Raw genomic sequence first — 13,452 nt, 5'->3', positions numbered from 1 at the left:
CTGTTCTTGCCGCTCTTGGTTTGAAATCTTTGCCGTCATGCTCCGCTCTTGGTCTAAAACTCCTTGCGTCTCCCTCTCTTTTCTCTCTTGGTTTAAAGTCCCTGCTGTCACCGTCTCTTGGCGGTCTTGGTTTAAAGTCTTTACTGTCGCCAGCTCTCGCTGCCTGGGGTTTAAAATCCTTTGCTCCCCCAAATTTTTTATCTTTCCCTTCTTTGTCGTCAAACTTGCTTTTGCCCTTGTATGAACTCTCTGTTCCACTTGGCTTTCTGCCAGTTGTGCTTCGGTTTCCCGGCTTGGACTTGTCATCCCGACTGTTCCTGTTGTTGTCTTTTGTCATGATACGCTATTAGCCGCAAAATTATGCGGGTTGGCAAAGTTAGGCAAAATTCGATATATTAGCAATTAACTCTCCAATTGACCTCGCTGCAGACCCCCTTAAGTAAAACTTAGGTATGGTGTATGGCAAGTCCTCACCTCAGACACACATTAGACACATTCTGTTCACAAAAAGGTACCTGTTTGTGGCTTTGCTGTGAAACAAGGTGTGAAGAAAGTGTGAAGATGCCTTTAATTGTGAAGCAACAATAAGGCACAAAACCCGGCCATTCTGAGGCACTAAAAAATCATGTCTTACAGTAGTTTAAACTGCGATTTTTGCAGGTAATTTCGTAATTGCTTGATAATAAGGTTAATATAACGTACATTTGCAGCGTTTTATATTATTAACCAAAAAAAGGAGGAAAATGATAAAGAAACACATAATAACATGTACGGTAATAATTGCATTACTGGTTATGGCAAAAGTGTTTGCTTACAACATGCCCCACGAAGCAAAAAGTCAATCGGAAGATGACAAAACAACGTCAATAAAAGATACAATAATAACAACAAAAAATCCGGTGCCATTATCTCTTATGGCCCAGTTAAATTTCGCAGAAGAGACACTCCCGTTAGGGGATGTCAGGGTAGAGCGCAAGATGAAGACATGGCTTTCTGCATTCAGTTACGGTCGTCTGCACACCAATCGCCTACATAGAAAAGCGGCAGAATGGTTTCCTGTGATAGAACCCATACTTGCTGCATACGGTATACCTGAGGACTTTAAATACGTCCCCCTGGTAGAATCCGGTTTGAAGGAAGGTACTTCACCTAAAGGCGCATCAGGTTTTTGGCAGTTTATGCCGGGTACCGCACGTACCTACGGATTAAAGGTCAATTCGAAGGTGGATGAACGTAAGAATTTGCGCAAATCGACCATCGCGGCAGCAAAATACATCAAAGAACTTTACGGGATTTTTGACAGCTGGACATTGGTTGCGGCCGCATATAATGTGGGTGATAACCATATGAAAAGACAAATAGACCGTCAGAATCAGGACAATTACTTCAAAATGAAGCTAAACCGTGAAACTGCCGGCTATGTATACAAGCTGATTTCTATGAAAGAGATCGTAGAAGATCCGGTACGTTACGGTTACCGGGCGCCAAGAACGCTTTTGGCTTATAAAGCTGAAAGTACATTTAAGGCATACCAGTAAGATTTTAAACACACACAAATAAGAGACGTTGACATTGGGGAAAGCCGTTCTGATTTAATCAGAGCGGCTTTTTGTTTTGTGTATATTTTGCGGATTAAATCCGTCATAATTTATTATTTTGGCAGCCTATGGAACTGATCAGGCTGCGCATAACGGATATGAAATACACCCCTGGTGAGACACTTGTCCTTACGTTTGCTGTTCCGGATGGTGTTAAACCGCAATACCTGGCGGGTCAGTTCCTGACCCTGGTGTTCCAGATCCATGGCAGGGAGCTGAGGCGGTCGTACTCGCTTTGCAGTTCTCCGGATGTAGACGAGCCCTTATCCATAGCCATCAAAAGGGTAGAAAATGGTGAGATCTCCAGGTTTTTGCACCATAAAACTTCGGTCGGCGATGTACTGACGGCGCTGCCCCCAAATGGTTTGTTTACTTATCAGCCGCAGGCTTTATTGAAAAGAACGGTATTCCTTTTTGGGGCAGGGGTGGGCATTACCCCGCTGTTTTCCATCATCAAGACCGCTTTATGTACAGAGCAGCAATCTAAAATTGTCCTCATTTACAGCAGCAGGTCGGTAAAGGAGACTTTGTTTTATGAAGAGCTGAACCTGCTGCAGGAACAATTTCCTGGTCGTTTCAGGATCATTTATGTTTCCAGCGGAGCCAAAAACCTGCTGATGGCGCGGCTCAATGTGTTCCTGATCGAAAAGATCGTAAAGGAATACCTGGAGTACGACCGGGCGGAGGCCTTGTTTTATACCTGCGGACCGGTCGATTATATGGTGACCTGCCGGATCAAGCTGCTGGAACTGGGATTTGACATCTCCCAGATCAAAAGAGAGACATTTGTTCTGCCTGAAGATGAGGTTGATGAAGATGACATGACGGAAAAGGTGGTAAAAGATACCTCAACGTATAGTGTCGTTTTAAAATTAAAAGGGCAGGAATACCGGATAGCCGTACCCTACAACCAGACGATTCTGCAGGCGGCGCTGAACCACCACATTGACATTCCTTACAGTTGCCGGGCCGGCATCTGCAGTACTTGTACGGCTAATTGTACAAAAGGCCATGTGCGCATGGACTACAATGAAGTGCTGGTCGACGATGAAATAGCAGCAGGACGGGTTCTGGTATGTACCGGTCATCCGACTGAAAATGAGACGACAATAGTCTGGTAAAAGCGAAACATATGATTTACCTTTGTGGCCAGAAAATTGTTACCTTAATTTCCTGGCAACCAATCCTGTTTTTTAGAATATATGAGCAAAAATACCATAGACCTGGGCGAGCAAAAAGATGTAGAAGTATACGGAGCCAGGGTGCACAACCTCAAAGATATAGACGTTTCCTTTCCCAGAAATAAGCTGGTGGTCATTACCGGTTTAAGCGGCAGTGGCAAGTCCTCTCTGGCTTTTGACACTATTTATGCAGAAGGGCAGCGCCGTTATATGGAAACTTTCAGTGCCTATTCACGCCAGTTCATGGGCGGCATGGAAAGACCTGATGTGGACAAGGTCTCGGGACTGAGCCCCGTCATTGCCATTGAGCAAAAGACGACCAGCAAAAATCCACGCTCTACTGTGGGTACCATCACCGAGATCTATGATTTTATGCGCCTGCTCTATGCACGTACTGCTGATGCTTTTTCCTACAATACGGGAGAAAAGATGGAGCGAATGAGCGAGGACCAGATCCTGAATAATATTTTTAACAAATACGGCGATATGGCGGTCAATATCCTGGCGCCTGTTGTTAAAGGGCGTAAAGGTCATTACCGGGAGCTTTTTGAGCAGATCCGCAAACAAGGCTATGTGAAGGTGCGGATTGACGGGGAAATCCAGGACATTACCGCTAAAATGCAGGTAGACCGGTACAAGATCCATGACATTGAGATCGTAGTAGACCGCCTGCTGGTAGACCGTAAGGACGTCAAACGCCTGCAGGATTCTCTGCAAACAGCCATGCGCCTGGGAAAGGGGATCATCAAGATCAGTGATAAAGAAAACAATGTTTCTCATTTCAGTAAGTTCCTGATGTGCCCGACTACAGGGATTTCTTATGATGAGCCTCAGCCCAATAGTTTCTCATTCAACTCGCCTTACGGAGCATGCGAGAATTGTGACGGTCTGGGCTATATCTTTGTAATCGACCGAGATTCTGTAATTCCGAACCCGAAACTCAGCATCATCAATGGCGGGCTTGCCCCCTTAGGTGAATACCGGGATGTATGGATGTTCCAGGTGCTGAAGGCCCTGGCCAAAAAATATAACTTTTCTTTATCCACTCCGATTGAAAAGCTGGGTGAGGAAAACGTGAGTATCATTTTGAATGGAACGCATGAACTGCTGAGTGTTGCAGTGGAGTACAACAAATGGAATGTACAGAATTACCAGATCACTTTTGACGGCATCATCAAATTGCTCGAGGAACAGCAGGAGCGTAAAAGTGAAGGAGCATCTGATGATATGGAGGCTTTCCGTAAGCTCAAAACTTGTCCGGTTTGCAATGGGGCGAGGCTGAAAAAAGAAAGCCTGCATTTTAAAATAGATGGCAAGAACATTTTTGAACTGTCTGAAATGGACATCAGCAGTCTGAAACTTTGGTACGTAGACCTGGAAAGCAGGCTGAGTGAAAGACAGAATACCATTGCCAGAGAGATCCTGAAAGAGATCAGGGCCAGGCTTGGTTTTCTGAGCGACGTGGGTTTGAATTATTTGTCGCTCGACCGTACTGCGCGTACCCTTTCGGGAGGCGAGGCACAGCGGATCAGGCTGGCTACACAGATCGGTTCGCAGCTGATGAATGTGATGTATATTCTTGACGAGCCGAGCATTGGCCTGCACCAGCGTGACAATGAACGGCTGATCCATGCTTTGAAGAACCTCCGGGACCTTGGAAATACAGTATTGGTGGTAGAACATGATAAAGAAATGATCCTGGAGGCCGACCATGTAATCGATGTTGGTCCGGCTGCAGGTGTGCATGGCGGGCAGATCGTGGCGCAGGGCACCCCCGCCGAGATCCTTAAATCAGGTACACTTACCGCTGCCTATCTGAATGGCCAAAAGTCTATCGAGGTGCCTAAAAAACGAAGGAAAGGCAATGGCCATAAGCTTTCTATCATCAAGGCCAGCGGTCATAATTTAAAAGATGTGTCGGTAGATTTTCCCCTGGGAAAATTCATTACGGTAACTGGTGTATCTGGAAGCGGTAAATCCAGTCTGATCACGGAAACGCTTTATCCGATCCTGAACCATCATTTTTTCCGGGCCAAAAAACATCCCTTGCCTTATGAAAAGATCAGCGGACTGAAGGAAATTGATAAGGTAATTGAAATCGACCAGGCACCTATCGGGCGTACGCCGAGGTCAAATCCCTCTACTTATACGGGCGTGTTTTCAGACATCAGGAATTTATATGTGCAGTTGCCCGAGGCAAAGATCAGGGGTTATAAGCCCGGCCGTTTCTCTTTTAACGTAAAGGGCGGCCGCTGCGAGACCTGTCAGGGTGGCGGTATGAAGGTGATAGAAATGAACTTCCTGCCTGATGTGCAGGTGCCCTGTGAGGAATGCCAGGGCAAAAGATACAATCGGGAAACCCTTGAAGTACGCTACAGGGGCAAATCCATCAGTGATGTACTGGACATGAGCATTGAAGACGCCTGTGAATTCTTTGAAAACATGCCGGTCATTTACCGCAAGATCAAAACACTGAAAGACGTGGGCCTGGGATACATTACGCTCGGACAGTCGTCCATTACCCTGTCGGGCGGGGAGGCACAGCGGGTGAAACTGGCTACGGAGCTTTCTAAAAAAGATACCGGCAGTACATTTTACATCCTGGATGAACCGACTACCGGCTTGCATTTTGAAGACATTAATGTGTTGCTGGGGGTACTGAACGAGCTGGTTGACAAAGGAAATACGGTGCTGGTGATCGAGCATAACCTCGACGTGGTGAAGGTGGCCGACTGGGTCATTGATCTGGGTGAGGAAGGTGGTGCCGGTGGGGGCAGGATCATTTTTGAAGGTACGCCAGAGGGCCTGATCCAAAACCCAATCAGCCTGACCGGCAAGTTTTTGAAAAAAGAGATGGGACTGAAATAAAATGAAAGCTAAGCTCAATGATTTTTTGCCTGATGCCTCAGCCCCTGCTTCTGCAGCTGTTGCAGCGGGTATGCAAGCTTGGGGTGATTTTCGGATGATCAGCCCTGAAGACATTAAGCTTTTGTTCAAATCCAGGGAGCCGTTTAGCCATAAGGGCAGTTATGGCCATGCCTTGATCATAGCCGGTGCAGCCGAGACTATGGGTGCAGCGCTGCTGTGTGCTATGGGATGCCTGCATGCCGGTGCGGGATTGACTACCGCTGCTATTCCCGAAAGCGGGTTGACGGCCCTGAATACCTTACTTCCGGAAGTGATGTATGCGGACAGAAAATCATTAGATCAGGCAAAGGACTTTAAGCGCTATAATGCAATTGCCATTGGCCCTGGTTTGCTTCCGGCTGCTGGCGGCAATTGGAAAGATTTAACCCTTATAGAAGCTTTGCGGGCATCAAAGCAGCCGGTTATTGCGGATGCCGATATGCTGAGCCTTCTGGCGAAAAATAACCAACACTTCAGGCATCTGGCCAAAGACAGTATCCTGACACCGCACGTTAAGGAATTTGACCGGCTGTTTGGGGAGCAGGAGAACTGGTGGGACCGCATTCAAACTGCGGTTGAACAGGCCAGGAAGCGTAAAATAACGATTGTTCTGAAGAACCGGTATACTTTTGTGATTGATGCTGAGGGGGCGGTTTACATCAACCCTACGGGCAACCCGGCAATGGCGCAGGGCGGGATGGGCGATGTACTGACCGGGATCATTACCGCTTATGTCGCTCAGAATTATACGGCCAGGGATGCAGCAATATTGGGCTGTTACTTTCATGGTTTGGCGGGAGATCAGCTGGCGAATACACACTTTAATGTTAGCGCATCCCAGCTTGCCCTGCAGCTACCGAAGACTATAAAAGATTTTTTTGGTTAGATCGCCACATTACCCGCTACGATCATCTGGGTCATAGTAGGACTTGGACTTCCGCCGCGTTTCTCCAGGGTCACCGCAAAAGTCTGTGCAGATGCAATGTCCTTCATGCTGATCAGTATTTGTGAGCTGCCGGCTTTGACATCAAACACACCAAGATCAACAGGTTTACCGTTTACCAAAGCCCAAAGCTGGTACTGATGCGCTTTATCTGTTGCGGGAAGCTTCATTTTGCTGTTGTCCATCATCACATGTTTACCTGTAGTATGCCAGTAAACCATCATGCTGGCCTCCGGGTCCATAGGGGTACCTGCCAGTTTCACAAATTTCCAGTTCGGATCGGTGGTCATGTCGGCAATCTTCTGCAATTCGGCATTGGTTTGCTTCATGAAGTTTACTGTGGTGGTAAACTTTTCTTTGTCCTGGCTTAATTCGGCGATTTGAACTTTTGCACTGCCCAGTTCGGTGTGCGCGGAAAATAAGGCTACTGCGCTCACTACAAGTAATGCAACGCAGGCGACCAGTGCAATGCGCAATGTTCTGATCCTGGTTTCGTAGTCGATAGGCTTATTTAAAGGGACTATTCTTGCTTCCTGAGCTTTACCGGTTTCTTTTGCAGGTATTTCGGGCGTGCCCGGTGTATTTTGTTTTCCCCAGGTGATCCTGGTTAGGATCTTCTGATCCAGTCCTTCTGCCGGTTGCACTGCCTGTGCCACTGCATATTGTTCCATAGCACGTTCAATCGCGTCAATCTCCTGTTTTACTTCAGGATATTGTACCGCCATTGCTTCAACTTCAGCTTGTTCCTGCGCAGTTAACTGCCCCAGAACGTAAAGTTCAAGTATGCCTGATTCAATATATGCTTTTCCTTCTTCCACTTTAATTAAAATGCTTTCTTAATTCCATAATGGCCATCCTGATACGGGTTTTAACCGTGCCTAATGGTAAATTCAATTCTTCTGCTGCCTCTACATGGGTATATCCTTTAAAATACACCATATTCAATACACTGTTAAATTCCGGCTTCAGGGCGGTCACCATATCCTTTAGTCCCAGAAGATCCGCGTTAAAAGTAATCTCTTTTTGCGAGTCAATGAAATCTACGTTATTTTCTATGTCCTGGTTTTTCCCCGCGTTTCTGAAATCTTTGGAACGCAGCTTGTCTATGGACAAATTGCGCGCAATGTTCATCATCCAGGTAAACAGCCGTCCTTTCCCGCTGTCATAGCTAATGGCAGAGTTCCAGATCTTAATGAAAGTCTCTTGTAAAAGGTCTTCAGCAACTTCCGTTTGGGGAACAATCCTTGAAATAACCCCAAGCAGCGCTCCCGAGTACATGTCGTACAGGGCCTGAATAGCGATGGTATCCTGAGCTTTCAGTTTACGCACCAGCTCTTCTTCCGGGAGAGATATTTTTTTAGTTGCTGTCAATGGATTGCTAATATACAGAAACTAGAACAACAACAAAGGTGCATTTGTTTTTTTACTCAGTGAGGCCAAAAATAAACACAGAAGCTCTAAGAAAAACGGATTACATGTCAAAAAGGTGCTTTTCAGCATGATAGGAAGAACGGACCAGCGGGCCGCTCTCTATATACCTCAATCCTTTGGAGAGACCTATCTCTTTGTATCTTGCAAACTGGTCAGGATGAATCCAGTCCACTACCGGGTGATGGTTTCTTGTTGGCTGCAAATACTGTCCGAGGGTCAGGATGTGGACTCCGTTGGCGACCAGGTCGTCCATGGCTTCCAGTACGTCGTCTTCAGTTTCACCTAAGCCCAGCATGATCCCGGTTTTGGTTCTCAGTCCGAATTCAGATATGCGTTTCAGAGCTTCGAGGCTCCTGTCATATTTGGCCTGAATGCGTACTTGTTTGGTCAGGCGTTTTACGGTTTCCACATTGTGGGACATGACTTCGGGTCTCTCCTCGAGTACACGGTAGAGGTTGTCCCATATTCCCCTGAAATCGGGGATCAGGGTTTCCAGCGTCGTTTCCGGACTTTCTCTTCTGATGGCCTGTAAGGTTTCTGCCCAGATGATGGACCCGCCGTCTTTCAGGTCATCCCGGTCTACAGAGGTAATCACGCAGTGTTTTACCTGCATCAGTTTTACCGAATTGGCTACACGGCTGGGTTCGTCAGTGTCTACAGCCAGCGGTCTGCCGGTGGCCACAGCACAAAATGAACATGACCTGGTACAGATGTTGCCCAGGATCATAAAGGTAGCCGTACCGGCGCCCCAGCATTCGCCCATATTGGGGCAGTTACCGCTTTCACAAATGGTATGGAGCTTGTGCGTGTCCACCAAACTGCGTACCTGTGCATACTCTTTACCTACAGGAAGCTTTACTCTAAGCCAATCTGGTTTGCGTTGTACTGGATTTTCTGAAACAACCGGAAGTGCGATCATGATGCAAAGTTACACAATAGGGTTTGAATTTTATAAAGATGAAATGTTAGCAGGATGTAAATGTTCGTGGATCTGATTCAGGCTTAACATTTGGAACCCCATTTTTTAGCATTCAGGAATGGCGGTGGTGATACTTTTACGGATTCATTGTCGCTAACCAATATAAATATGAACATCAACGCAATGCTAAGGATGCTGTTTGTTCCGGGTATATTTTGCATCCTTTTACTGGGCTGTAAAAAACAGGGTACAACAGCGGAAGAAAAGCCGGGACCCGGGATTACGGAAGAACGTTTCCATATCAATGCTGGGTTGGTTACCCCCAATGCAAGTGTTGAGGCCAATAAACTCTACCAGTTCCTGAGGGAAAATTATGGTAAGAAGATCATTTCCGGGGTAATGACCCTCAATAGCTTTGATGAGACGGATTGGCTGAAACAGCAAACCGGAAAAGAGCCGGCGATCATCGGCCTCGATTTTATGCACTGCAACCGGGGCTATGCCTGGTACGACAATAAAGCACCGGTAAAAGACGCTAAGGCCTATTGGCTGAAGAATGGGATTCCTGTAATGGTATGGCACTGGCGGGACCCGCTGCGGACCACTGAAGAATTTTATACAGATAAAACCACATTTGACGTCTCAAAAATAAATGACCCTGAATCGGCAGCGTACAAGGCCATGATGGCCGACATTGACTATGTATCGGAACTGCTCAAAACGTTGCAAACAGACAATGTTCCAGTGATCTGGAGGCCCTTGCACGAGGCTGCAGGCGGCTGGTTCTGGTGGGGCGCCAAAGGAGCTGCGCCTTGTAAGAAACTGTATCAGCTCATGTATGACCGCATGGTAAATTATCACAAGCTCAACAACCTGATCTGGGTCTGGACCCGCGAGCCGGGTGACGACGCCTGGTATCCGGGCGATGTTTATGTGGATATTGTAGGGCGTGATATTTATAAGCAGGGCGATCATTCCTCGCAGGTTGCAGAGTTCAATGCTTTGAATACGCTTTATGGCAGTAAAAAAATGATCACACTGAGTGAATGCGGAGCTATACCTGATGTTGATAACTTGAGTAAGGATGCTGCGGCCTGGTCGTGGTTTATGCCCTGGTATGGCGATTATACCCGCAACAGCATCCACAATTCCCCGGATCTCTGGAAGAAAATGTTTGCCAGCAACTATGTCATCACACTCGACGAGATGCCTTCTTTAAAAAATCAGTAAGTTTAACATACAATGAATACAAAATACCTTTTTACGATACTCTGCCTGCTGGTACTGCATACTGCAGGAGCCCAACAGCGAAAACTCATTGATCCCAAAGCCACCAAAGAAACGAAGGCCTTGTTTGAAAACCTGTACGGGTTATCGGCCAAACACACCCTGTTTGGCCATCAGCACGCTACTGAATACGGCCACGGCTGGTCGGGCGATGCCGACCGTTCTGATGTGAAGTCCGTAGTGGGCAGTCACCCTGCAGTGATCGGTGTGGACATCTCCGGTTTATCGGACCGCCCCCGGGCAGAAATAGAAAAAACAAAAGAGCAGCTCAGGAAAAATGTGACCGGCACCTACAACCGTGGCGGAGTAACTACTGTGGCCTGGCATTTTTCCAACCCGGTATCCGCAGGCGACTTTTACTGGAAGGATTCGGTTTCATTGCCTGCGGTGAAGTACATCATTCCCGGAGGAGAGGCGCACGACAAGTATATAGCGATATTGAAGGATGTGGCCGGCTGGGCAAAAAGCCTTAAAGGCAAAAACGGGGAGCTGGTACCGGTGATCTTCAGACCTTATCACGAGTTTGACGGCGACTGGTTCTGGTGGGGAAGCACACACTGCACGCCTGATGAATTCAGGGCGCTCTGGAAATTCACCGTTGCTTATCTGAGAGACACGGCGGGTGTCCACAATTTCATTTATGCCTTTTCACCGGACAATATTTTCCGTACAGAGGCGCAATATCTTGAACGTTATCCCGGTAATGAATGGGTAGACCTGGTAGGGACAGACAATTACGGAGATATGGGCAGGTATGGTAAATATGACCTCGATGCCGCCATAAAGAAACTGCAGATTGTATCGGCCTTTGCGGAAAAGAATGGAAAGCTGGCCGCATTTACAGAAACAGGACTGGAATCGCTGATCAACCCCAACTGGTGGAACGATGTATTGCTGAAGGTTATGAAAAACGATAAGATCAGGCTTTGTTATGTGCTGGTGTGGCGAAATGACACCCGCAGTCCTACTCATTTTTACGCCCCCTATCCCGGGCATGCGAATGTACCTGACTTTAAAAAATTCTACGACGACCCGTACACGCTTTTTGAGAAGGACCTGCAGGGCATTTATAAATAAGTATTTTTAGTACCTTAAAGGTTGGTTTAAACGGGCTGCAAGGTTGAAGCATAAGATGAAACGAAGATTGACAATACTCATGTACTTGTGCATGTTCATGCTCTGCAGCATCGGCGCAGCTGCCCAGTACAATCAATACCAGTTTTCTCACCTGGACATCAACAACGGTTTGCCCCACAATGATGTCAACTGCTTTTACAAGGACAATAAAGGCTTCATCTGGCTGGGAACAATGGCCGGACTTGCCCGTTATGACGGCTATAGTTTTAAAATCTACCGCCACAGGATCAAGAACAAATCGACCATCAGCGACAGTGATGTGCGGACCATTACCGAAGGACCGGAGCAGAAACTCTGGATAGAAACGCGTGCCGGGATGGATGTCTATGATCCGGTCACTGAGCTGTTCAACCACGACATCAAGTCGGAACTTCATAAGTATGGTGTGCCCGAGAATGTGGTGCGCCTGCTGAGGAAGGGGAAATCAGGACATTTCTGGTTTGTTTCTGCGGCCACCGGCTTGTACAAGTACGATCCTGCTACAAAAAAAACGATAAGGATTGCCCATGAAGTGCGGGCAGACAACAGCATTTCCGGCAGTCCCGTTATCGACCTCGCGGAGGACAGTCTGGGCAATGCCTGGATGATCCATGCTGACGGAACGCTGGAAATGCTCAGGAAGAACACCGGAACAGTGACCCAGCGTATCGATCTTTCCAGTAAATTTTCCAACCGGGAGAGCGACACCTACCGCCTGTTCATAGACAGACAGGGTTTGATCTGGATCTATGACATTTCTACTTCTACAGGCATTTATTCTTTTGATCCCGCGAGGAACTTACTGAGGAAGATCAGCAAGAACTCTCCGGATGTGAAGCTCAACTCTGACATCGTGACCGGCGTGGTGCAAGACAAGGACGACAATATCTGGATCGGCACAGATCATGGTGGCATCAACCTGATTGACAAGAAGGATTTCAGTATCAGGTACATCCTGAACAATGAAGATGACAGCAAAAGTCTGAGCCAGAACAGCATTTCCAGCATATACTATGATAATCTGGGCATGGTATGGATCGGCACTTTTAGAAAGGGGGTCAATTTCTATCACCCGAATATCATCAAATTCAACCTGATCAAGCATTCTTCAGATCCAAATAGCCTGATCTACAGTGACATCAACAGGATGGTTGAGGACAAGGCGGGCAATATCTGGATCGGGACCAATGGCAGGGGGCTGGTTTATTACAATCGAAAAACCCATAAATTTACATCCTACAGGCATGACCCGCGCAACCCAAACAGCCTTTCGCATGATGCCATAGTGGCCATTTACATTGACCGTTTTGAAAAGCTGTGGATCGGAACCTATACCGGCGGATTTGATTATATGGACAGTGGCAAATTCGTTCATTACAAATACAACGCTGCCGATCCGCAGAGCCTGAGTGACAATAAAGTGTCGGATTTTCTCGAAGATTCAAGCGGCAGGTTCTGGGTCGCGACAATGGGCGGGGGGCTGAACCTGTTTGACCGCGGATCTAAGAAATTTAAACGGTATGGTCAGCACGATCAGCAGATCAGTTCAGACTACGTTTTTAAGGTCATTGAAGATTCAAAGCACAACATCTGGATCGGCACTTCCTATGGTATGAATGTATTGCCTAAAGGCGGTACGAAGTTCGTGCGGATGATCAACAATGCCAATAACAACAACAGCCTGGTCAATGACAATATCAATAGCTTTATTGAAGACAGCAAAGGTTATTTGTGGATTGGCACGCGGGACGGGCTGAGTATTTACAATCCGGATACCCGGACCTTTTACAATTATACTGTAGAAAACGGGCTGCCGGATAATAACATCATGGACATCCAGGAAGATGACAGGGGCGACTTTTGGGTGAGTACTTCCAATGGCCTGTCGCGGATCTCTGTTGATTACAAAAAGGATCTGGGGATCGTATTCAAAAATTTTGATGAGAACGATGGTCTGCAGGGTAAGGAGTTCAACCGCATTGCCTCGGTAAAGCTGAAGACCGGGGAGCTCGCTTTCGGCGGCGCTGACGGGATCAATATTTTTCATCCCGCTGCCATCAAAACTTATAA

The 13,452-nt window shown here is 47.1% G+C and carries 10 protein-coding genes and 1 pseudogene; 7 read left to right on the top strand and 4 right to left on the bottom strand.

Annotated features, from left to right (window positions below; genetic code table 11):
• A pseudogene (locus VK541_RS21150) lies at positions 1-337 on the bottom strand (pseudouridylate synthase); the annotation flags it as partial.
• 577 nt (positions 338-914) lie between these two features.
• On the opposite strand from VK541_RS21150, the gene VK541_RS21145 reads away from it, so the two are divergent.
• The 4 genes from VK541_RS21145 to VK541_RS21130 all read left to right on the top strand — a co-directional run bounded on the left by VK541_RS21145 (position 915) and on the right by VK541_RS21130 (position 6,572).
• Positions 915-1,538 (top strand): lytic transglycosylase domain-containing protein, encoded by a 624-nt coding sequence (locus VK541_RS21145; protein WP_324372478.1) that lies wholly within the window; start codon positions 915-917, stop codon positions 1,536-1,538.
• A 128-nt stretch (positions 1,539-1,666) separates the two neighbouring features.
• Positions 1,667-2,719, top strand: coding sequence for a ferredoxin--NADP reductase (locus tag VK541_RS21140; RefSeq protein ID WP_324372476.1), 1,053 nt, complete (start codon positions 1,667-1,669; stop codon positions 2,717-2,719).
• 81 nt (positions 2,720-2,800) lie between these two features.
• Positions 2,801-5,647, top strand: coding sequence for an excinuclease ABC subunit UvrA (uvrA, locus tag VK541_RS21135; RefSeq protein ID WP_324372475.1), 2,847 nt, complete (start codon positions 2,801-2,803; stop codon positions 5,645-5,647).
• Between the two features lies 1 nt (position 5,648).
• Positions 5,649-6,572 carry an NAD(P)H-hydrate dehydratase gene (locus VK541_RS21130; protein ID WP_324372473.1) on the top strand — a complete coding sequence of 308 codons (924 nt, stop codon included), beginning with the start codon at positions 5,649-5,651 and terminating at the stop codon, positions 6,570-6,572.
• Here the strand turns inward: VK541_RS21130 and VK541_RS21125 are convergent.
• The 3 genes from VK541_RS21125 to lipA all read right to left on the bottom strand — a co-directional run bounded on the left by VK541_RS21125 (position 6,569) and on the right by lipA (position 8,979).
• Positions 6,569-7,447: an anti-sigma factor gene (locus VK541_RS21125; protein ID WP_324372472.1), complete on the bottom strand. Its 879-nt coding sequence runs from the start codon at positions 7,445-7,447 to the stop codon at positions 6,569-6,571. The genes VK541_RS21130 and VK541_RS21125 overlap by 4 nt on opposite strands.
• Position 7,448: 1 nt before the next feature.
• Positions 7,449-8,000 carry an RNA polymerase sigma factor gene (locus tag VK541_RS21120; protein WP_324372470.1) on the bottom strand — a complete coding sequence of 184 codons (552 nt, stop codon included), beginning with the start codon at positions 7,998-8,000 and terminating at the stop codon, positions 7,449-7,451.
• Between the two features lie 100 nt (positions 8,001-8,100).
• Complete coding sequence (gene lipA, locus VK541_RS21115) at positions 8,101-8,979, bottom strand: lipoyl synthase (RefSeq protein WP_324372469.1); 879 nt, start codon at positions 8,977-8,979, stop codon at positions 8,101-8,103.
• A 168-nt stretch (positions 8,980-9,147) separates the two neighbouring features.
• Between lipA and VK541_RS21110 the strand changes: the two genes are divergently transcribed.
• From VK541_RS21110 to VK541_RS21100, 3 genes are all read left to right on the top strand, one after another.
• Entirely contained in the window at positions 9,148-10,209 is a 1,062-nt protein-coding gene (locus VK541_RS21110) for a glycosyl hydrolase (protein WP_324372468.1), read from the top strand.
• 12 nt (positions 10,210-10,221) lie between these two features.
• Entirely contained in the window at positions 10,222-11,343 is a 1,122-nt protein-coding gene (locus tag VK541_RS21105) for a glycoside hydrolase family 26 protein (protein WP_324372467.1), read from the top strand.
• A 55-nt stretch (positions 11,344-11,398) separates the two neighbouring features.
• On the top strand, positions 11,399-13,452 hold a 2,054-nt coding region (locus VK541_RS21100), incomplete at its 3' end, for a ligand-binding sensor domain-containing protein (protein WP_324372466.1).

It is taken from the genome of Pedobacter sp., assembly GCF_035317785.1.
Taxonomy (GTDB): Bacteria; Bacteroidota; Bacteroidia; order Sphingobacteriales; family Sphingobacteriaceae; genus Pedobacter.
Note: the sequence above shows the minus strand (reverse complement) of the source record. Positions and strands in the feature narration are given on the sequence as shown.